The organism is Shewanella sp. SR43-4 (genome assembly GCF_014163845.1).
Lineage (GTDB): Bacteria > Pseudomonadota > Gammaproteobacteria > Enterobacterales > Shewanellaceae > Shewanella > Shewanella vesiculosa.
The window spans coordinates 479,339-501,817 of record NZ_JACJEB010000001.1 but is presented as its reverse complement, the minus strand read 5'-3'; the positions used below and the strand labels follow the sequence as shown (position 1 = coordinate 501,817).

Annotated in this window: 18 protein-coding genes; 10 read left to right on the top strand and 8 right to left on the bottom strand. The window is 42.7% G+C overall.

The genetic code is table 11. The annotated features are described in order from the left end of the window. Positions 1 to 178: 178 nt before the first annotated feature. Both rimO and H5123_RS02230 read right to left on the bottom strand, forming a co-directional pair. On the bottom strand, positions 179 to 1,585 hold the full coding sequence (gene rimO / locus H5123_RS02235) for a 30S ribosomal protein S12 methylthiotransferase RimO (RefSeq protein ID WP_182696885.1): 1,407 nt from the start codon (positions 1,583 to 1,585) through the stop codon (positions 179 to 181). 241 nt (positions 1,586 to 1,826) lie between these two features. After that, positions 1,827 to 3,377, bottom strand: a complete 1,551-nt coding sequence (locus H5123_RS02230; protein ID WP_259395570.1) for a methyl-accepting chemotaxis protein — start codon at positions 3,375 to 3,377, stop codon at positions 1,827 to 1,829. Positions 3,378 to 3,838: 461 nt separating this feature from the next. Between H5123_RS02230 and exeM the strand changes: the two genes are divergently transcribed. Further along, positions 3,839 to 6,454 carry an extracellular exonuclease ExeM gene (gene exeM / locus H5123_RS02225; protein WP_182696883.1) on the top strand — a complete coding sequence of 872 codons (2,616 nt, stop codon included), beginning with the start codon at positions 3,839 to 3,841 and terminating at the stop codon, positions 6,452 to 6,454. 171 nt (positions 6,455 to 6,625) lie between these two features. Here exeM and H5123_RS02220 read toward each other — a convergent pair whose 3' ends face one another. Then, the gene (locus H5123_RS02220) at positions 6,626 to 7,735 is read right to left on the bottom strand and encodes a phosphoribosylaminoimidazolesuccinocarboxamide synthase (RefSeq protein ID WP_182696882.1); all 1,110 of its coding nucleotides are present in this window, start codon (positions 7,733 to 7,735) and stop codon (positions 6,626 to 6,628) included. A gap of 210 nt (positions 7,736 to 7,945) precedes the next feature. Here H5123_RS02220 and H5123_RS02215 point away from each other — a divergent pair, with 210 nt between their 5' ends. Next, entirely contained in the window at positions 7,946 to 8,914 is a 969-nt protein-coding gene (locus tag H5123_RS02215; RefSeq protein WP_182696881.1) for a DMT family transporter, read from the top strand. A gap of 14 nt (positions 8,915 to 8,928) precedes the next feature. Here the strand turns inward: H5123_RS02215 and H5123_RS02210 are convergent, their stop codons facing one another. The 4 genes from H5123_RS02210 to uvrA form a co-directional block, all read right to left on the bottom strand. Continuing rightward, positions 8,929 to 9,090 (bottom strand): hypothetical protein, encoded by a 162-nt coding sequence (locus tag H5123_RS02210; protein WP_182696880.1) that lies wholly within the window; start codon positions 9,088 to 9,090, stop codon positions 8,929 to 8,931. 168 nt (positions 9,091 to 9,258) lie between these two features. Continuing rightward, on the bottom strand, positions 9,259 to 11,148 hold the full coding sequence (locus H5123_RS02205; protein ID WP_124015291.1) for a DEAD/DEAH box helicase: 1,890 nt from the start codon (positions 11,146 to 11,148) through the stop codon (positions 9,259 to 9,261). Between the two features lie 254 nt (positions 11,149 to 11,402). Continuing rightward, positions 11,403 to 12,386, bottom strand: a complete 984-nt coding sequence (locus H5123_RS02200; protein WP_182696879.1) for a M20/M25/M40 family metallo-hydrolase — start codon at positions 12,384 to 12,386, stop codon at positions 11,403 to 11,405. A 41-nt stretch (positions 12,387 to 12,427) separates the two neighbouring features. Then, a complete protein-coding gene (gene uvrA / locus H5123_RS02195; RefSeq protein WP_182696878.1) occupies positions 12,428 to 15,280 on the bottom strand; it encodes an excinuclease ABC subunit UvrA in 2,853 nt (950 codons plus the stop codon). Positions 15,281 to 15,535: 255 nt separating this feature from the next. On the opposite strand from uvrA, the gene H5123_RS02190 reads away from it, so the two are divergent. Both H5123_RS02190 and ssb read left to right on the top strand, forming a co-directional pair. Next, complete coding sequence (locus tag H5123_RS02190; protein WP_124015288.1) at positions 15,536 to 16,903, top strand: MFS transporter; 1,368 nt, start codon at positions 15,536 to 15,538, stop codon at positions 16,901 to 16,903. 65 nt (positions 16,904 to 16,968) lie between these two features. Continuing rightward, entirely contained in the window at positions 16,969 to 17,679 is a 711-nt protein-coding gene (ssb, locus tag H5123_RS02185; RefSeq protein ID WP_182696877.1) for a single-stranded DNA-binding protein, read from the top strand. Positions 17,680 to 17,793: 114 nt separating this feature from the next. Here the strand turns inward: ssb and H5123_RS02180 are convergent, their stop codons facing one another. After that, positions 17,794 to 18,540: a phosphatase gene (locus tag H5123_RS02180; protein WP_182696876.1), complete on the bottom strand. Its 747-nt coding sequence runs from the start codon at positions 18,538 to 18,540 to the stop codon at positions 17,794 to 17,796. Between the two features lie 317 nt (positions 18,541 to 18,857). Here H5123_RS02180 and H5123_RS02175 point away from each other — a divergent pair, with 317 nt between their 5' ends. The 6 genes from H5123_RS02175 to H5123_RS02150 all read left to right on the top strand — a co-directional run bounded on the left by H5123_RS02175 (position 18,858) and on the right by H5123_RS02150 (position 22,469). Further along, positions 18,858 to 19,076 carry a DUF6500 family protein gene (locus H5123_RS02175; protein ID WP_182696875.1) on the top strand — a complete coding sequence of 73 codons (219 nt, stop codon included), beginning with the start codon at positions 18,858 to 18,860 and terminating at the stop codon, positions 19,074 to 19,076. 294 nt (positions 19,077 to 19,370) lie between these two features. Next, positions 19,371 to 20,144 (top strand): VacJ family lipoprotein, encoded by a 774-nt coding sequence (locus tag H5123_RS02170; RefSeq protein WP_182696874.1) that lies wholly within the window; start codon positions 19,371 to 19,373, stop codon positions 20,142 to 20,144. 3 nt (positions 20,145 to 20,147) lie between these two features. Beyond that, positions 20,148 to 20,549, top strand: a complete 402-nt coding sequence (locus H5123_RS02165) for an ATP-binding protein (RefSeq protein ID WP_124015283.1) — start codon at positions 20,148 to 20,150, stop codon at positions 20,547 to 20,549. Positions 20,550 to 20,555: 6 nt separating this feature from the next. Then, positions 20,556 to 20,885, top strand: coding sequence for an STAS domain-containing protein (locus tag H5123_RS02160; RefSeq protein ID WP_124015282.1), 330 nt, complete (start codon positions 20,556 to 20,558; stop codon positions 20,883 to 20,885). Next, entirely contained in the window at positions 20,878 to 21,675 is a 798-nt protein-coding gene (locus H5123_RS02155; RefSeq protein ID WP_182696873.1) for an ABC transporter ATP-binding protein, read from the top strand. The genes H5123_RS02160 and H5123_RS02155 overlap by 8 nt, the downstream gene beginning before the upstream one ends. After that, the gene (locus tag H5123_RS02150; protein ID WP_182696872.1) at positions 21,675 to 22,469 is read left to right on the top strand and encodes an ABC transporter permease; all 795 of its coding nucleotides are present in this window, start codon (positions 21,675 to 21,677) and stop codon (positions 22,467 to 22,469) included. The genes H5123_RS02155 and H5123_RS02150 overlap by 1 nt, the downstream gene beginning before the upstream one ends. Positions 22,470 to 22,479: the final 10 nt, after the last annotated feature.

The window sequence follows — 22,479 nt, the reverse complement described above, 5'->3', positions numbered from 1 at the left end:
TCACAAAAAATAAGTCGATTGATGATAATGTCTGCAATGGGAGCCTTGATATTAGGCTGTGGATTAGACAGTGAAGAGAGTAGTGATGATGTTGCTTGATCAATAAATAAGCTCAAACAAAAAGCCGATATCAATGATATCGGCTTTTATGTAGAGCATGCATTACAACTGAGGAGGATTAATCTTCGACTTTTACGCCCCACACGTCGTGCTCATCAGCATGAATAATCTGTACCCATACTTGATCACCTGGCTGGACGTCAAACTCGTCGGTTAAATAGACCTTTCCGTCAATTTCTGGCGCGTCCATGTATGAGCGGCCGACTGCGCCTTCGGTGTTTACTTCATCAATTAGAATGAGATATTCTTGCCCAATTCGAGCTTGCAATTTGTCGGCACTAATTTGTGCTTGCACAGCCATAAAGCGCTGTAATCTGTCTTCCATAACATCATCAGGGACATGGTCTGGTAAGTCGTTGGCCTTGGCACCTTTAACCGGCGAGTATTTAAAACAACCGACGCGATCAAGTTGTGCGGCTTCTAAAAAGTCGAGTAACTCTTCAAACTCTGCTTCAGTTTCACCCGGGAAGCCAACAATAAAGGTTGAACGAATCACTAATTCTGGGCAAATCTCGCGCCATTTAGCAATGCGTTCTAATACTTTGTCTGAACTACCAGGACGTTTCATTAGTTTCAGTATGCGTTTATTGGCATGCTGAAACGGAATGTCTAAATACGGTAAAATACTACCTTGTGCCATTAATGGAATGATGTCATCCACATGTGGGTAAGGGTAAACATAATGCAAACGTACCCACACACCTTGTTTGGCTAACTGCTCACAAAGCTGCTGCATATGGGTTTTAACTGGCATACCATCCCAAAAAGCGGTTTTATGTTTTACATCAACGCCATAAGCAGAGGTATCTTGTGAAATAATCAGTAATTCTTTCACGCCAGCATTCACGAGACGTTGTGCTTCACCTAATACGTCACCAATAGGGCGAGAGTCTAGATCACCGCGCATTGAAGGGATAATGCAGAAAGTACAGCGGTGATTACAGCCTTCGGATATTTTCAAATAGGCGTAATGTTTAGGAGTCAGTTTGATGCCGTGATCAGGCACTAAATCAATTAATGGATTATGTTTTGGTTTCTCAACATGCAGGTGAACTTGCTTTAACACTTCATCATAAGCATGAGGGCCAGTCACCCCTAAAACATTAGGATGAAGTTCGATAATTTCGTCTTTCTTTACCCCTAAACAACCCGTCACTAACACTTTACCGTTTGCCGCTAATGCTTCACCTATGGTCTCTAAAGACTCTTGTACTGCACTATCGATAAAGCCACATGTATTGACAATTACCAGATCGGCATCATCGTAACTGTTGGTGACATCATAACCTTCAGTGCGCAACTGTGTCAGGATCCGTTCAGAGTCGACAAGGTTTTTGGGACAACCCAATGAAACAAATCCAATACGATTACCGGTGGTTTCTGTGTTCAGGCTATTGGCCTTAAGTGTTTTTACCGGAATGTCTAACGTGGTGGTTTGCTTGGGTTTAAAAGTTTCAACTGTCATATGATCTCACACATAAAGTTAACGATATTGGTGGGGATGTCAAAGTGGGCGGATTATACCTGAACGGGCTAAAAGGTATAGATCCATTTAGCGTGAAAAGTATACTCATAAACAGTATGTAAAGTATAGGTGATAGCGGACGTTAGCTGATGGCAGAATACAAAAACGACGGATAATGTTAACCATTACCCGTCGTTTTTAATCTTGCATAGATATAGGAGTAAACCTATTTGTAAATAAGTTAATTTGTGCGGTATTGGCTTAAAATCTTACCTAAATCACTTGATGCTTTTGATAGTTCTTTAACACCACTTGAAGACTGTTGCGATAAACCTCTAATAATATTTGATTTCTGTCTTATTTCAGTCAGTTCTTTAGCAATATCATTGGCTACGGCACTTTGTTCTTCTGACGACGTTGAAATTTGGAAGCTCATGTCCATAATCGATTTCGATGATTCAGAAATGGCATTAATATCGGTACCAATATTGGCAATTAGATCGCTACTGGTCTGTGCTTGCTTGACGGTATCGCGAGTAATACTGTCGATATTGAGTGTTTCACTTTGCAGTAATTCGATCATTTTATGAATTTCAACCGTTGCTGCTTGAGTACGACCGGCAAGGGTTCTTACTTCGTCTGCAACCACAGCAAAACCACGACCCATTTCACCAGCGCGCGCCGCTTCAATGGCTGCGTTTAATGCCAGTAAGTTGGTTTGATCTGAAATGGCATTAATCGTGGTAATGACTTCATTAATATTGGTGGCATTGACTTTTAAGGTCGTGACCGAGTTTGAAGTTTGTTCAATGTAGCTAGATAACTGCTTAATCTCATTAATGGCACGTTTTGCTCGGTCATAACTCTGGCGTGTGTATTCTGAATCTTGTTCCACTCTTTGGGTCGAATTACGGGCAATATTCGACACTTCTGCCGCAGATGCGGTCATTTCTTCCATTGCCGTAGCGACTGAGTCGAGTGAAGCATACTGTAAGTCAATTTGTTCAGCACTTTGTACTGCATCATTGGCAAATGAGCTGGAAGTGGTTTGCAATGTTCCGGCACTTTTTTTCACAGCAACGACAAGTTCAGTTAATGTGTCCATGGCTTTGTCTAGTGCGCAGCCAATGGTACCGAACTCATCACGGCCAGGATGGAAACCTAAACGAGAGGTTAAATCACCTTTGGCAATTTTTTCTGTGGTACTCCACAACACCCATAGGGCACCACCAATAAAGGTGGCATTCCAGTAAATCACCAATGCAAACGGTAACACCCACAAGAATGATAGCAATAACGAAACTAATGCTGCTTGCTTAGCCGTAGCTTCTTGGCCATAGACTGATTCACTCATCGCATAATATTGGTTATTTAATGTATAAACGGCAGTAACAGTATCTTGTTGGCGTGAGCTGGTTTGCAAACGACCCGATACTTGTAAGCCGAGATTTGAGGCTTGATCTAGCTGATTGGTCGCCTCAAGTGCCTGTACTGTAGCGGCCGTTTTTTGCTCTAAAACATGCAGAGATTGCTGCTCAATGTTGTCTATTTTACTAAAGTAACTGCTAAACGATACGCTTGATAAAATGATGAGGAATAGTCCGAAGATCGTCCAAAACTTATCGTTAATGGACATTTTGATGAAGAGTTTATCGATATTTCTGAAATCAACTTCTTTCATGGTTTTAGTACCTAAACCTGTAAATACAATAAATTTGAATACTAGATGAGCCGTTAGTGTTTTGATACTAATAGTCAGCGTGGCAGTATTTTTTTGTGACCAATATGGCATTGGTTCATGTTCAATATCGACAATAACACGAATAACTTAAATGAATTATCTATGTCGACAGCTCATCCGGTATCTGCCATGTCAATCAGCCAATATTAGCGTAATAGTTAGCTAAAAGCCTTACATTTTCAAGCTGATGTTACGCCAAAAAATCTAATATGAAACAAATAATTCTATTTTTAATTTTCTTTTCAACAGAATTGTTACAAAACTTATCTTGTTAAGTTGTCATTATACCTGACCGTGTTCTGAGTCTAGTTATTGTTTTATTTGATGTATTTCTTTTATTCTTTAATGCCGTTTTTCTACAAGGATAAAATTACTTGTTAATCAATCAGATATCAAATTTATTTACCTCATTAATGTGATCTATGTTCTTTTTTCTGTAAACAAACTTTGGGACAATCGCGCCGCATATTACAAAAAAATAGCATTTATATTACAAAATATGGGGTTACAAAATGAAAGGACTGACTAAACTAACGGCGGTTTCACTCGCAGTTGCTGCAGCATTGCCTATGATGGCAAATGCAGATGTATTGATAAGTGAATACGTTGAGGGTAGTGCAAATAATAAAGCGATTGAACTGTACAACAACAGTGATGTTGCGGTTGATTTAACAGGTTACAAATTAGTTCGTTATAAAGACGGCGATACAGCAGCGCTAGATATGGTTGAGTTAACCGATTCGATAGCCGCAAAAAGTGTCAAAGTGATTTTGCACCCAAGTGCAGCGATTACCTTACCGGCAGCCACAGACTCTATGACTGGCAACTTGTACTTTAATGGTGGCGATGCTGTTGGTCTATTAAAAGACGGTGTGTTAGTTGATGTAATTGGTGAAATTCCAACGCCAAGTGGCTGGGGGTTAGATGCCACCTTCCAACGTAATTTAGATAACTTAACGGCTAACACTACCTATGATGCTACCCAGTGGGTTGAATTAGAAAAAGACACTTTCAGTGGTTTAGGTTCGCTTGATGCTGCGGTTGCGCCAGAGCCATCTACATTTACCTGTAATGGTGCAACGCTAACTAATATTTATGACGTTCAAGGTGCTGGAGATGCAAGTCCTTTACTTGCCGAGGGGAGTTTTTCATCCGCTAACGAAGTAACCGTAAAAGGGATAGTTACTGCCAGAAGTGACAGTTTATACAAAGGTTTCTTTATTCAAGACATGCAAGGTGATAACTCACCTTATACTTCTGACGGTATTTTTGTTTTCATGAACCAAGCGGCACCAGACACGATTCAGCCCGGCGCTGAAGTGTGTGTGCAAGGTAAAGTCAGCGAGTATTACGGCTCAACTCAGATAGACATTAAAGACGATCAAAAATTTGAAGTGGGAGCAATGGGTGACGTACCTGCTGCCAGTGCATTTTATGTTGCCGATGGTGAAACGCTTGCACAAGCATTAGAACGTGTTGAAGGCATGAAAGTGAAGCTAGATGCTGGTAGCGAGATGAAAATTTCTCGTACCTTCAGTTTCGATTATGATTCATACCGCAACAATATGATGTTGTCTCATAAAGCGCCATTAATGAAGCCTACTCAAGTGTTTGAACCGAATTCGGCCGATGCAATTGCACTCGGTAAAGCCAATGCGGTAAATCAGTTATTTGTAGAATCTGACTTCAAAGCAAAAGACGGTGAAGTGCCTTACTTCCCTGACTTTAATGCTGAGACCGGTTATATCCGTGTGGGCGATCAGCTCACAAACCTTGAAGGTGTGATTGGTTATAGCTACAACTCATACCGAATTTTAGCGACCAACACCATTACAGCGGGTGATTTTATCCGTGTAAATGATCGCACTGATGCGCCGACTGTGGCAGACATGGGTGATATTCGCGTCGCTAGCTTTAACGTATTGAATTTCTTTAACGATGCTGTTGGCGGTGATGCCAATCCATCAAACAGTAACCGTGGCGCGCTAACGGAAGAGGAGATGGTTCTGCAACGCACTAAGATTGTGTCTGCGCTAGTGGCCATGAATGCTGATGTTGTTGGCTTAATGGAAATTGCTAACAATGGCTTTGGTGAGCTAAGTGCAGTGCAAAATTTAGTTGATGCACTGAATGCTGAATTAACCGATGAGCAAGCATATCGCTTTATCGAAATTGCAGATGCGGACAAATACGACGGTAAGTTTATTGGTACTGATGCCATTACCGTTGGTATGTTATATCGCCCAGCGCGCATCACTTTAGACGGTGCTGCAAAAGTTATTGCAACGCCTGAGCAACATGCTGCAGAAGGCGCTCAAACTCGCGAGAAAGATGGTGTGGTTGAGAAAAGCCCTAGTTCTGATAAGTTCCAACGTCACAGCTTAGTGCAAACGTTTAGTATTAATGATGAAAAACTGACCGTCGTTGTTAACCACCTAAAATCGAAAGGTTCAGGTTGTATCGAAGACTGGGCTGAGTTTAATGAAAATGCTGAGCCAGCAGACATGCAAGGCAAGTGTAATGCTTTTCGTGTATCAGCGGCTAAAGTATTGGGTGAGTCATTAAAAGATGTCGAAGGCGATATACTGGTTATTGGTGATTTAAATGCTTATGGCAAAGAAGATCCAGTTGCAGTATTGACTGACTATGATGCGTCAACCACAGATCATGTTATCCGCACCGCGTCTTGGACCACTTTAAACGGTAAAGTGTACGAGCGTGAAGGCAGTGTCATTGATAAAGGTTATGGGTTAATTAACTTAAACACTCAAGCTCATGGTGCAACGACTTACTCATACAGCTACAACGGTGAGTTAGGTAACTTAGACCATGCACTAGGTAATGCGAGCTTAGCAGCTAAGTTAGTCGAAATTGACGACTGGCACATCAACTCAGTTGAATCAAACCTGTTTGAATATGGTAGTAAATACACTGGTGATTTGGTTAAGTCTGAAAGTGCATTCTCAGCTTCTGACCATGACCCTGTGATCATTGCACTAAGCTACCCTGCGCCAGTAACACCAACGCCTACGCCAACACCAGAGCCTGTTCAAGACAGTGACGGTGGTAGTTTAGGTTACTTCGCATTGATGTTATTAGGTGCACTTGGCTTACGCCGTCGTAGTTAATGATGATGTGTTAATCGGTATCGTAGTTAATTGATGATACATAAAAAAGGATGACAGCTGTCATCCTTTTTTTATGAGCCATGGTGTATAAACCCGTTACTACTATTGCGTACTATGTGCAGATTCGCACACATAAAAAAAGGCGCCTAAGCGCCTTTTTGTTAAGCAAACTTAGATTGATTCAATTAAATCATACTGTTCACGTAACACTTTAATAATGTCAGCTTTTGGATTCGCAGGTAATGGAATCGTGGCTCCAGTTACTTTTTCAGCTACACCAATATAAGTGCGTGATACGCTCATCATAGCCTCTAACGGCAAGTCGTTGTCACGGGCAAGCGCTTCACGTTCTGGCATTCTGTCTTTGTTTAATAAAATGTCGGCATCGTCAAAATGGTTTAACAAGAATTGACGGAAACCTTCTTTGGAATTTTCAACAATCTTACCTTCGCGATAAGCTGCGCCATCCCAAATACGTGATGAATCAGGGGTGCCAACTTCATCCATGTAAATGAGTTTAGCGTTGCCGTCTTTATCGTTGACATAGCCAAACTCAAACTTAGTATCGACAAACACTTGGTCAAGCTTGGCTAGCGCATCAGATATTACCTTAAAGCCTTGCTTGAGCAGGACTTCATACAGGTCGATATCTTGTGGTTTTTCAAAGCCAAATGCTTGGTAGTTGGCTTCAATATCACTGCGGCTAATATTGACGTCATCCTGTGCTGGCACACCAGGAATACCGGTTAAAATACCTTTGGTAGACGGGGTGATTAGCAGTTCAGGTAGTTTTTGATCTTTGCTTAAGCCTTCTGGCAGGGTGATGCCACAAAAGACTCTTTCACCTTTTGAATAAGCACGCCACATCGAACCCGTTATGTACTGACGGCAAATCGCTTCCACTTTAATCGGGCGAGCTTTTTGAACGATCCACACAAAAGGGTGTGGAATGTCTAAAATGTGGCTATCGGCTAAACCATTTTCAGCGAACAAGCCAAACCAATGATTAGAAATGGCATTGAGTGCTGCTCCTTTACCCGGGATCCCCTGCAAGTTACCTTCGCCATGAAAAATGCAGTCAAATGCAGAAATGCGATCACTGATCACCATAATCGCCAGCGGAGTATCTTCAGGTACATCGTAACCTTTGTCGCGAATTAAGCGGCGGCTATCAGCATCTGTTAACCAGTAAACACTGCGAACTTTGCCACTGTGAACAGGCTTGTCGGTACGAATAGGTAAATCATTGTTAACTGCAAGAACGGAATCAGCAAGACTCATGCGAGTGTTCCTTAGGTTGAAGGGTGTATAGGGTTTTTATGGCGGCTATTTTACCTGCATTAAACGGGTTTGCCACGGGAAAGGGTGAGTTGAAATAGGCTTTTTTGTTATGCGAACAATCTTTGGGTAGTTTAGCAATATCTTGTTCAAGACTTTGTGAGGTTAATCAGGCAAAATTCATTTCCTAAATAGTGTTTGGAATAACAACAATTGAACATCGAACAAGAAAATATTAATAACCGTTTGGGGCTGATATTCGTGTCTATTGCGGTATTTTTCTGGGGTATTTTGCCTATTGCGTTAAAGCTATCCGGTGGTTTTATTACCCCAGTTACCCTGACTTGGTTTCGGTTTGTCATGGCATTAGTGGTGACCTTGTTAATTCAATGGCGCTTAGGTGCATTACGCCAATTTGCAGGACTGCCGGCAGCGATATGGATGAAATTGGTATTAGCTGGGGTATTGTTGATGTGCAACTACGTATCGTTTGTGTATTCATTGGGCTATTTAGCCCCAGGCACTGCGCAGCTTAATTTTCAAACCGCGCCGTTTTTTTTAGCCTTTGGCGGGGTGCTGTTTTTTAAAGAACGCTTTAACGCATTTCAACTGAGTTGTTTTGCCACCTTAGGATTGGGGATGTTGATGTTTTTCCATCCACAGCTCGATTTAAACCAAGCCAGCGATCATCAAGTATTGATTGGCATTATGATTGTGCAATTTTCGGTGATGTCGTGGACCAGTTATGCATTATTGCAGAAATCGGTAAGTCAGCGGTTATCACCCAGTAATGTGCTGTTATTTATTTACGCATTAGGCATTGTGCTTATGGCGCCATTTAGTGATTTTAGTCAGTTTGAAGCAATGACATTAAACCAATGGTGGATCGTCCTGTTTTGTGGTGCCAACACCTTGATTGCATATGGCTGTTTTGGTCAAGCAATGCAATATTGGCCCACGGCACAAGTCAGTGCCATGTTGGCATTAACACCGGTATTGAGTTTTACTGCGACAGAAGTTGTGGTCAATCTTGGTTGGTGGAGCGGGGTATTTGCCGGTGCCGATATTGATGTGTTGTCATTTGCTGGCATCGTTATGATTGTGTGTTCGGTGTTTGCCGTGCAAATTGTACCCTTGTATCAAAAGCGTAAGCAGGCCAAAGCGTTCAGGACTGTACTGTAAATAGTCGCTAGGCATTAACTATGTTGCGCGAGGTAATAAAGCATTAAACCAAATGCGCTAAATAGTGTGCCGCCAATTATCATCATCCATAGCAAGGTTTTATCTTGCTTGGCTGATTTTGTAGCGTCAAGGAATGTCGAGCCAAATATCTGTGCAACGACGAGTAAAAAATCCATTTAGATTACCTATCGGGTTAATTCATTCGAGAATGATAATATTGCCTACATTCCTGTTGTAGCCAAATTAATTAGTGTTAACTGTTAGTTTTTTTGAACCAAGACTATGTTGTAGAAAACAAAAATGGAGCCCTTAGGCTCCATTTTTTGTGTCATTCAACTGAATGATTAACCGTTGTCACGTGGCTTACGTGGACGACGTTCTGCACTTGCAGGGCGGTCACTAGCCGGACGATCACCCGCTGGGCGGTCAGTACGTGGACGGTCACTACGAGCACGATCACTACGTGGACGACGTGGAGCGCCTGCGCCGCGAGTCGTGTCAGCGAAAACTTCATCACCCGCTTCACGAATGTTTAAAGGACGACCACAAACACGCACTTTTCTTAGGTGTGAAAGGATGTCTTTAGGCATTCCGTCTGGTAAATCAACTGTTGTGACTTGATCAAACAATTGGATTTGACCAATGAAACGGCTGTCGATGTTTGCTTCGTTAGCGATAGCGCCAACGATGTTACCTACACCAACACCATTTTCACGACCTACATCGATAACATAACGATTCATTTTCACGTCTGGGTTATCTTTTAAGCCTTCTGCATCACCAAAGCTGTTTGGCGCTGGACGGCTGCTACGCTCGCCACGGTCACTGCGTTCACGACGTGGACGATCGCCACGGTCGCTATTGCGGTCACCACGGTCGCTACTACCACGTTCGTCACGTGAATCACGTTGACGCTCGGTAATAGTCGGTAACTGTAGTGGACGTTCTTGCTGTACTTGTTGCAACAAAGCAGCAGCCAGTAAATCGGTATCAACTTCAAGTTGTTGACATAATTCTGCTACAGCGTTTTTCATGAAATCTAAGTCACCGTTGATGGTTTCTTGGATTTGCTCGCCTAAACGAGATAAACGACGCTCTGCAACTGATTCAGGGCTAGGTACTTTCATTGGTGAAATACGGCTGTTTGTAGCACGTTCGATAGTGCGTAACATGCGCATTTCACGATTGGTTACAAATAGAATTGCCATACCAGTACGACCAGCACGACCAGTACGACCGATACGGTGTACATAGGCCTCTGAATCATAAGGAATATCGTAGTTTACTACGTGACCAATACGTTCAACGTCTAGACCACGTGCCGCAACGTCAGTCGCGATTAAAATATCTAACTTGCCGCGCTTAAGCTGCTCTACAGCACGCTCACGAGCTTGCTGATTCATGTCACCATGTAATGGCGATGAAGCATAACCACGGGCTTCTAATTTTTCTGCTAATTCAACACAGCTGTTACGGGTACGAACGAAGATGATAATACCTTCAGTATTTTCAACTTCTAAAACACGTACTAACGCTTCTAGTTTATTGTGTTGTGATACTTGCACATAACGTTGGTCAATAGACTCAACCGTTGTCTGGCTAGACGCTATGCTGATATTCACTGGGTTAGATAAGTGCTTAGCTGCAACGCGCTTAATTTGCTCAGGCATAGTCGCTGAGAATAATGCAAGTTGGCTATCAGCAGGCTTGTGCTCTAATACCCATTCGATATCGTCGATGAAGCCCATTTTTAGCATTTCATCGGCTTCGTCTAATACTAATGCTTTTAAGCTATCTAGTTTTAATGTGCCACGACGCATGTGATCCATTACACGACCTGGAGTACCAACAATCACTTGTGGTCCACGCTTAAGGGCGTTTAATTGTTGTTGCATGCTTTGACCACCGTAAATCGGTAGTACGTGGAAGCCTTTCATGAATTTGGCATAACTACCAAATGCTTCGGCAACTTGAACCGCTAATTCGCGGGTTGGAGCTAACACCAAAATCTGTGGAGCATTGATTTTCATGTCGATTTTGTTTAGTAAAGGCAGGGCAAATGCGCCTGTTTTACCAGTACCAGTTTGTGCTTGACCGATAATATCTTTACCAGCCATAAGCGGGTCGATACTCGCAGCTTGAATTGGAGTTGGGTTTTCATAACCTAACTCGTCAAGCGAACGCAACAAAGACTCAGACAGGCCGAGTTCGCGGAAAGTTCTTTCAGATGACATTGAGTTGTAGCCTTGTGGATGCGCACGAAGTTCGGAAGCTCGTGCTAAAGTTTCACAGACAGAAAATCAACCCCGTGTCGATTTCCCGCGCCGATAAGGGGGCGTATTATAGCAGCAAGATTGCAAGTTGACCACGTAAAAACTGAAAATAAACATTAATTTGGCCATTAAAGTTGAAGATTGGCCTGATTCTTGATTTTTAAAATCTGTTAATTGGTTGAAAAGTGAACACTTGTTGTCGCAGGTTAAGCGATTTATGGGGCTTTGGTCAGCTTATCGATACTGATCATTTGATACACTGTTTCAGCAACCGCCACGATAAAGTCTATGTCTAAAGTATCGATTGTGTCTTCGGGTGTATGGTATTGAGCATGCGGTGGCACCCCAAAGTACACCCAAGGATAACCCGCTTGGTGAAATGGATAATGATCAGATGCCCTAAGCCAGTCGGTTTTATTCATCCTTCCACTTAACAAATTGCTGCGATGAGTCTTAATGCATAATTGAGTTTTTTGCATTAATTCTTGCTCAATCGATTCAAAATCAACTAGGTTTTTCTGGCCTTCCATGTAAATGGCTTTGCGACGATCGGGATGACCTATCATGTCTAAATTGATGCTCAGTTCAATTTCCATTTGTGGATATTGTTGTAATAAGGCAACTAAAGCATAGCTACCATATAGGCCGGGCTCTTCTGCGTCAGTAGCCACTAGTATTAAGTTCACATCATCTAACGGCGGATCACCTTGCCATTGGGCTGCAATCGCCATCATTCCTGCAATACCTGATGCATTATCATCGGCTCCTGGATAGCGTTTACTGGCTGTTTGACCTAAGTGATCGTAGTGGGCAGTAATGACTCGCCATCGGTTGGAATTGGTTTTTGCTGCAATAGTGGCAATGATATTGACTCCTGAGGCGGTCGAAAATTGATAATCATAGCTAAACGGTACGGCAAATGTTGCTTGCCAGGGTTGTAATCCCATTTCAGTAAAGCGTTTGATTAAGAACTCTTGCGTGAGGCGAGCACCTTGCGTGGCGGTTTTGCGCCCTTGAAATTCTGCAGTGGTTAAGATTGAGATATCTTGGGTGATTTGTTGATGAGCATCAGGCCAGCTGCTTAGTATAGCTGATGAGCATTGGCGCGGTGTTTGGCTGCAGCCGCTGAGTAAGCCTATTGATAAGCCACACCATAAGCCAAAGCTAACCACCTTAAAACAAGTTTGAGCAGTAAACATGGGGTGTTATCTCCTCTTATTTGCTTAAGGTGGCGGCTTGGTTATTTCATTTCTGCACGTTGTTTGTGAAGCGCCAACATTGGCTTTAAAAATCTAGCGGTATGCGATTGAGGATGTTCAGCTACATCTTCTGGAGTGCCAGCAGCTAAAATCATGCCGCCGCCAGCGCCACCTTCAGGGCCTAAATCAATAATCCAATCTGCGGTTTTTATCACATCTAAATTATGTTCAATCACTACCACAGTGTTGCCATGAGATTTCAAGCGATGCAGTACATCTAACAATAGTTGAATGTCGGCAAAGTGCAGCCCTGTAGTGGGTTCATCCAAAATATATAAGGTTTTTCCGGTATCGCGTTTAGACAACTCTTTAGCCAGTTTTACTCGCTGAGCTTCACCACCAGACAAGGTCGTTGCACTTTGGCCTAAGCGAATATACGCCAAGCCGACATCGATTAAGGTTTGCAGTTTACGTGCAATAGAGGGGATGGCATCAAAATAGACGCGAGCATCTTCAACGGTCATCTGCAGTACTTCGTGAATGTTTTTGCCTTTGTATTTTACTTCTAAGGTTTCACGGTTATAACGCTTACCTTTACACGAATCGCAAGGCACATAAACATCAGGTAGAAAGTGCATTTCGACTTTAATTAAACCATCACCTTGGCAGGCTTCACAACGACCGCCTTTGACGTTAAACGAGAAGCGCCCCACTTGATAACCCCGGGTACGTGATTCTTGCGTGCCAGCAAACAGCTCACGGATTGGGGTAAAAATACCGGTATAAGTAGCAGGGTTTGAACGCGGTGTGCGACCAATGGGGCTTTGGTCAATATCAACGACTTTGTCACAATGCTCCATGCCTTCAATGCTTCTATAAGGCGCAGGTTCATCGACGGTAGCGCCATTGAGCATCCTATGGGCTATTTTAAAGAAGGTGTCGTTAATCAGTGTCGATTTACCTGAGCCAGATACCCCGGTAATACAGGTAAATAAGCCAACAGGTATGGTTAAATCAACATCTCTTAGGTTATTACCCGATGCGCCAAATAGTTCAATCACTTGTTTTGGGTTCATCGGCGTGCGCTCGTCACTAATGTGAATTTGCTTTTTACCGGAAATATACTGACCCGTGACCGATGCTTCACAGTTAAGAATGTCTTCTAAGGTACCGTCACAAATGACTTCGCCGCCATGCACGCCAGCGCCAGGGCCGATATCAATAACATGGTCTGCAAGGCGAATAGCATCTTCGTCGTGTTCAACCACAATGACGGTATTGCCTAAATCACGCAGGTGAATAAGAGTTTGCAGTAAGCGTTCATTATCGCGTTGATGCAAGCCGATTGACGGTTCGTCCAGCACGTACATTACGCCCACTAGCCCGGCACCGATTTGGCTGGCTAAGCGAATGCGTTGCGCTTCGCCACCGGATAAGGTTTCTGCTGAACGCGATAAGCTCAAATAGTTAAGGCCAACATTAACCAAAAAGCCTAAACGTTGGCTGATCTCTTTTAATATTTTTTCGGCAATCTGTGCACGTTGCCCTGCAAACTCTACCGTGTCGAAATACTGTTTGGCTTCGCCAATTGACCACGTGGTGAGCTGCGGTAGATTGAGTTCGCCAATAAACACGTTACGGGCTTCTTCACGTAAGCGCGAACCACTACAGCTGTTACACGGTTGCATATTAATAAATTTAGACAACTCATCGCGCACCGAATTACTTTCGGTTTCGCGGTAGCGGCGATCCATATTATTTAAAATGCCTTCAAACGGATGGTTACGCACCACCACATCACCGCGATCGTTGATGTATTTAAAGGCAATACTTTGTTTGCCTGAACCGTATAGAACAATCTTTTTGATTTTGTCACTCAGCTCGGCATAGGGTTTTTCAACGTCGAACTTATAATGCTCGGCGAGTGAGCTGAGCATTTGAAAATAATAAAAGTTGCGTCTGTCCCAACCTCTAATGGCGCCACCGGCTAAGGATAATTCATCGTTAGCGATCACTCGGTCGGGATCAAAAAACTGCTGTACACCTAAACCGTCACAGGTTTGGCACGCCCCAGCGGGATTGTTAAACGAAAAGATCCGCGGCTCAAGTTCTGCCATCGAATAGCCACAGTGCGGACAGGCAAAGTTAGCGGAAAAAATCAGTTCTTCTTTACTGCTATCTTCCATACTGGCTATTTTGGCAATACCGCCAGACAGCTCTAATGCGGTTTCAAATGACTCCGCTAAACGCTGTTTCATGTCTTCACGTACTTTGAAGCGGTCAACGACCACTTCAATAGTGTGTTTAATGTGTAAATCTAATGTTGGTGGATCGGTTAAGTCACACACCTCGCCATCAATACGCGCACGGATATATCCCTGTGCTGATAAGCTTTCCAGCAGTTTAACGTGTTCGCCTTTACGATCATTAACCACAGGCGCGAGCAGCATTTGGCGACTGTCTGCTGGCATGGCCAACACTTTATCAACCATTTGGCTAACCGTTTGCGCCGACAAAGGCTGATTATGTGTTGGACAGCGCGGTTCACCCACTCGGGCAAACAACAAGCGTAAGTAGTCATAGATTTCGGTAATAGTACCGACCGTTGAACGCGGATTATGTGAAGTGGATTTTTGTTCAATTGAAATGGCGGGGCTTAAGCCTTCAATATGATCGACATCAGGTTTTTCCATTAAGCTCAAGAATTGACGAGCATATGCTGACAGCGATTCAACATAGCGACGTTGGCCTTCTGCATACAAGGTATCGAAGGCTAATGATGATTTTCCTGAACCGGATAACCCAGTTATCACAATAAGTTTGTCACGGGGAATGGTTAGATTGATATTTTTAAGATTGTGGGTTCGGGCACCGCGTATTTCAATTTTATCCATCGTTTCACTCTATGACTTATGTAAATAAAACAGCGATCAGTATCGCATAGTTTGTTAGCTGACTTCATATCAATTTTGATTAAGTCGATTTTATGGTACGCATCGAACCGCGCTAAAGTTCAGGACTGAAATTTAACATGTACAAATAAAAGACCTTATATACAAAACTGTGATTTCCTTTTGAGCTAATTTATGACGCTGTGATAATATGCGCATCTTATAATATTGTTGAATGACTTATCGAAGGGCAACAGCATGGCCAGTAATGGACTGTCGGGTATGGAGAAAAAGGTCGCATTTTCGTTAGCCAGTGTGTTTGGCTTACGCATGATGGGCTTGTTTATGATTATGCCTGTCTTCGCGCTGTATGGTCAGCATTTAGAAGGTTTCTCGCCGCTTTGGGTTGGTATTGCCATTGGTGCCTACGGATTAACTCAAGCTTTTTTACAGATCCCTATGGGGATTTTGTCCGACAAATACGGACGAAAGCCAATTATTCTTGGTGGTTTAGTCTTGTTTGCCATTGGGAGTTTAATTGCTGCATCGTCTGACCATATTTACGGTGTGGTGTTTGGCCGCGCAGTACAAGGTATGGGCGCAATTGCTGCGGCAGTGCTAGCACTTGCTGCCGACTTAACCCGAGACGAACAACGTACCAAAGTCATGGCCATTATCGGCATGTGCATTGGTTTTTCATTCGCCTTGTCGTTATTAGTTGGACCGATTGTAGCGCAATACATGGGCTTAACTGGGCTATTTTTGTTAACTGCAGTGTTAGCGGTATTGGGGATGTTGATAGTGCAGTTTTTTGTGCCTAATCCTATTCGCCATGCGCCTAAAGGCGATACCGTCGCGACACCGACAAAACTTAAACGTATGTTGCAAGACCCGCAGCTGTTTCGCTTAGATGCTGGGATTTTTATTCTGCATTTAGTGCTCACCGCTGTGTTTGTTGCATTGCCGCTCGATTTAGTTGATGCCGGCTTAGTGAAAGAAAAACATTGGATGCTATATTTCCCCGCTTTTGTTGGTGCCTTTTTCTTAATGGTGCCATTAATCATTATTGGGGTGAAACGCAACAATACTAAAACCATGTTCCAAATCGCTTTGATCATCATGATGGTATCACTGGCGGCGATGGGGCTTTATGCCAACAACCTCTGGGTGTTAAGTGGCGCCGTGGTATTATTTTTTACCGGTTTTAATTACCTTGAAGCGTCATTACCGAGTTTAATTGCTAAGTTTTGTCCTGTCGGCGATAAAGGGTCGGCTATGGGCGTGTATTCAACCAGTCAGTTTTTAGGTGCATTCTGTGGCGGCATGTTAGGCGGCGGAGCCTATCAACTTGTTGGCGCTTCTGGGGTGTTTTTTGTCGCATTAGGGCTAATGTGCGTGTGGTTATTGTTAACTATAGGCATGCAAAAACCTGTGTTATTGAAAAGCTATACGCTTGAAGCAACAGTAAAAGATAAATCCGACGCACAAAATATGGCCAGTAGTTTGTCGCAGCTAATCGGTGTTGTCGAGGCCATAGTCGTGCTTGAAGATAAAGTGGCTTATTTAAAGGTCGATGATAAATTCAATTTAAGCGAAGCGCGAGCTGTGTTAGGCTCTGTGAATTAGATCGTGTTGATCGTACAGCTTAGTATTCAGATAAAGTAAACAGATAAAAATCTCAGGAGATTTCGATGGCCAGTCGTGGTGTGAATAAAGTAATTTTGGTAGGTAACTTAGGTAAAGATCCTGAGGTTCGTTACATGCCAAACGGCAACGCCGTAGCCAACTTTACTATAGCGACAAGTGAGTCGTGGAAAGACCAGCAAGGTCAAATGCAAGAACGTACTGAGTGGCATAACATTGTGATGTATCGCCGTCTTGCAGAAATTGCTGGCGAGTACTTAAAAAAAGGCTCTAAAGTTTATTTAGAAGGCAAATTGCAAACCAGTAAATGGCAAGATCAGGCTACCGGTCAAGACCGTTACAAGACTGAAATTAACGCCATGGAAATGCAAATGTTAGACAGCCGCAACTCTGGTGATAACAGCGGTGGTGGTCAATATCAGGGACAAGGTCAAAGCTCGGGACAAAACATGGGACAACAACAGTCTCGTCCTGCACCGGCTCCTCAAGCTCGTCCGCCACAGGCACAATACAATCAAGCAGCACCTGCCACAGGTAATGCAGCTTACCAAGCTCAGCCAAATGCCGGTCAGCAAGGCGGTTATCAGCAACAGGCTGCGCCAGCACAACAAGCTGCACCAGCTTACGCACCAAAGCCAGCGGCACCACAGGGTAATTTCCAATCACAAAATGCCCCTGCACAGCGTCCAGCTCCACAGCCACAGCAAAATTTCACCCCAGATTTAGATGAAGGTTGGGATGACGATATCCCGTTCTAGGACACATGATTTATCGTGTTAACTAAACCTTTAAGGCCTGCTTTTGCAGGCCTTTTTTATGTCAGATAACTAAGATCGCTGTGCCTGTCACAGTGCCGTTTGGGATAGGATCAACTAGTCGATTAAAGCAGAGTATTCGTCAAGTGACTTATGACCTCTAGCCGTCAGAAAGTTCAACAACGCTTCAGGGCTTCGGTTTAGTAAGCGTTCAATTGGAAACGCGACTGTTTCAATGACCTCAACAGCTTTTTCAAACTCGCCTAAGCTAAACGCGACATGAGAATCAGAGCCCATAACCAGCAGTCCACCGGCTTCTTTTACGGCATTAGCAATTTCAATACAATTTGGTGCACTGCCTTTTCTAGAGGCTAAAAAAGAGGAGTTATTTATCTCTAGTGCCACGTTATATTTTGCTGCGGCCGCGGCAACACGCTGAATATCGATGGGATACGCGGGATTGCCAGGATGAGTAATGATGTCGACATTACCGCTTGCAATCGCATTGATTAGCGCCGTGGTGTGAGCCTCTTTGGTTGATGGCGGAAAAACGGGTTCATGAAAACCTGCCAATACAATATCGAGTTCTTTTAAATAATCGCCAAAAAAGTCAATTTCGCCATGCTCATTTTTGATATTAGCTTCAATGCCGCGCAGTACACCAATGCCATCAACAATTCGAGGTAACACTTTCATATTCACAAAGTGCCAAAAATGGGGAGCGTCAGCCATATCTGGACCATGATCGGTAATGGCGAATAACTTAAGCCCTTTGGTTTTCGCAACAGACAGGTAATCGTATAAGGTACTATAGGCGTGAGACGACGCTATAGTATGAGCGTGAGTATCAACAAGGAATTTCATGGCGAGTCTCATTGTCCAAATTAAAGAATGTAGACATTCAGTCTACTCCGTTACGTGACTGTTCTCTATGATCACTCCAGCTAAAATAGTAAACCCTCTCATTAAATGAAACGTTATATTAATACTTCGACGACAAGTATAACGATGATTTAACAGTTTATTTATTGTTTAGCGTTGATTACTTTTTTAGCATAGTTCTGTTGATTATTGTATTGGTTACTCTAAGGCGATGTGCTAAACATAGCACTATCTGTGTATCAGATATTAATAAGATATAGGCTATTTTTAGTCAGTTAATTTTAAGTGAAGAGGACATAATGAGAGCCGAACTAAGAGCAAAAATCATCGAAGTGTGTGATAAGAAAATGGCCTTGAAAGGCGATAACGTCGGTTTGTCATTTTACGCTTTCTTTGCTAATGAAAATGATAATCCGGCACTATTGATGGAAGCGGCAACATGGTGGATTGAAACCCATCAATTAGACCATTTTGTCAAAGCCCATAAAATTAAACATATGGTGAATAATGGCTTGTAATCATCTGCAGCACTTATACGCTATGGGTCATCATTAATTCAATAAGCCATCTCGATAGTAAGCCTACTGATGCCTTGATTGATGAGCGGTTGCATATTGTGAACTCAATGATCGAATAAATTATTTTTGAACGATCAATCAAATTGTATTTATCGTTTGCATGGTTTTAATGTTATATTTTCAATCTTGAGCACAATTAGCTGAGCTAAATATAATGCTCACTACCAATATAGGTAGCAGATTTTTTCAATTTAAAAGCTGGAGTTATGAGTGGAATTGATGGGGCGATTAGTTGTGATTATAGGCACTTTACTCTTGTTAAGTGGGTGTGCTAGTACCTCAACACCGGGCGATCCGTTCGAAGCGGTTAATCGAAAAAGCTGGGATTTTAATTACCAGGTTATGGATAAATATGCGTTAAAACCAGCAGCCCAAGGCTATGAAAACGTTCCTCAGCCTATCCGACAAGGTGTGACTAACCTTTTATCAAATCTCAGTGAACCGCTTTACGCATTAAATAACCTCTTGCAATGGAAAGTGACTGACAGTGGCAGTAGTGTGTTACGTTTTGTCGTCAACACAACAATCGGCTTAGTCGGTATTTTTGATCCTGCTACAGACATGGGACTGGCTAAAAAAGAAGAAACATTCGCACAAACCTTTGGTGTTTGGGGGATAGGTAATGGACCATTCATTATGTGGCCTGTTTATGGGGCCAGCACGGCACGTAATACCGTCGGTGATTTTGTTGATATTTTTGTCTATCCCTTGTCTATTCTGACATTTGAGCAAAGAGCGGGGAAATTTGTTCTTGAAGGGTTAGACAGTAGGATTGAATTTCAGCAATATGAACCTATCTTAGATAAGTCATTAGATCCTTATGGCTATGTTAAAGATGTCTATCTACAGCGAGATGCGCACTTAGTCAGTGACGGAAAAGTAGATGAGGCTGATACAGAAGAATTTGATCTAGAGTTCGATGACGAACTATTAGATGATGAGCTATTAGATGAAGCTCCAGTAGATAAAAAAATAGGCGATCAAACTGATATAAAAAATACGGACTAGCCCATGTCAAACATCAAAACGTTTTCATCTTGTACAAGTGAATTAAAAAATATTCGCCAATTTGTGGAACATGCTTGCCAAGACTTTCCCTTTCGCGAAGATAAAGTTAATGAAATCGTATTAGCCGTTGATGAGGCTTGCGCCAATGTGATTCGCCATGGTTACCACATGTCGAAAAAAGGCTGTTTAGAGATAGAGATCAGCAGTGACCATGAACACGCGCGATTTGTGATTAAAGATGTGTGTTCGCAGATTACTGATAAACAATTAATACCGCCAGAAAATAATTTATGTGAACCGGGTGGCCTAGGCCTTTGCTTGATCCATTATGTGGCAGAAACCGTAAGATTGCTCCCACATAAAGGTAAAGGTAATTGGTTAGAATTGACGGTTAAATTTGAGTGATATGAAATGAATATTGAAATTGAGCAACAAAATAATTATCAAGTCGTTAAGCTTTATGGTGAAGTCGATCTGAGCAATTCACGCAGCATTAAACTCGACATCATCAAATTAATTAAGAGTAAAAATAACGTTATTGTCGATTTTACCCATCTGCAATATATCGATAGCTCAGGAATGGCGTCATTAGTTGAGGCGTTTAATGAGGCCAAAGAAAACCATACTGAGTTTCATATTGTTGGTGCTAATGGTTCGCCGCTTCAAGTATTGCAATTAACCCGCTTAAACACAGTGTTTAACTTAGCGGATTCAGTAGGTGCTGTAACTCACAATGGTTAAGCCTATTATTACCGTAGAGCATTTGTTTGCCCAGTATGGTGACACCCAAGTACTTAAGGATGTCAATTTAGAGGTCAACCCCGGAGAGATTCTGGTGGTGATGGGCGGTTCTGGCTCAGGTAAAAGTACTTTACTCAATCATATTCTTGGGCTTAAAACACCGGTTTCTGGCACTATCATGATTGATGGTGTGAATATTTTTACGGCTAAAAGTAAACAATTACGTCATTTACGTCAAAAAATGGGTGTCGCTTTTCAAGGTGGCGCACTGCTGAGCTCGTTGACTGTGGCCGATAATGTCAGGTTACCCTTAGAGCAGAATACTTCTTTAGACACCCAAACTATCGATATTATGGTGCGGATGAAGCTTGAACTCATGAATATGGCCGGCACTGGTCATATGATGCCCTCTGAATTATCGGGTGGCATGTTAAAGCGTGCCGGCTTAGCTAGAGCGGTTATCATGGACCCTAAGTTACTATTTTTTGATGAACCGTCGGCAGGACTAGATCCGACTACCGCAGTAGAGTTGGATGAGCTTATTTTAACCTTAAGAGATGCTATGAACATGACCATAGTGGTGGTGACTCATGAGCTTGAAAGTGTGTTTAAAATTGCCGATCGTGTGGTGGTTTTGTTTAACGGCGAAGTCGTGGCAAATGGCACGGTTGACGAGATTAAAAATTCGCCAGATGAACGTATTCAAAATATGATTAACCGCCAACCTAATACTTACCGAGACGATGGCGAGGTTTACTTCAATCGACTGTTAGATAAGGACAATATTTAATGACCGCCTTATTTAATGCGATCAGTAATCTGGGCGCCGCAACACGAAAAAATATCGACAGTTTAGGCCTAGCGACAATGTTTTTACTGCGCATTGTCAGCAGCCTATTTACTGGGCTGGTGTCATTTAAACAAGTGCTCAAGCAAATATACTTTATCGGTAATCGGTCTTTAATCGTCATTATTGTCGCAGCATTATTTACTGGCATGGTGGTGGCGCTGCAATTTTACGACACCTTAGTGCGCTTTGGATCGGTGGATTTGTTGGGTTCGGCAGTGGCCTTGAGTTTGATTAAAGAACTGGGCCCGGTAATGACTGCATTGATGCTGATTGCGCGAGTAGGCTCTGCTACCTGCTCTGAAATTGGTATTATGCGCAATGAGCAGCAGTTTGATGCGCTTGATTGCATGGCGATTAACAGCTATCGCTATGTAATGTTGCCACGTTTACTTGCTGCGTTAATTTGTGTGCCTATTCTAACGGCAGTGTTCGACCTGGTTGGGATAAGCGGTGGTTATATCGTTGGCGTTCACATCCAAGGCGAAAACCCCGGTGCATATATTCAAGGTGTGCTGGATACGATTAGCTTTAAAGATGTGCTGGTTGGTCAAATAAAGTCGTTGGTATTTGGTTTATTTATTATGTGGATACCTTTGTATTACGGCTTTTACTTACACCTGAATCAAAAAAATATGGGCGCTGAAGGCGTCAGTAATGGCACCACTCAGGCAGTGGTAATGAGTGCAATTATTATGCTATTTAGTGACTACATCGTTAGCTCATTAGCGCTATAACTCGAGGTAA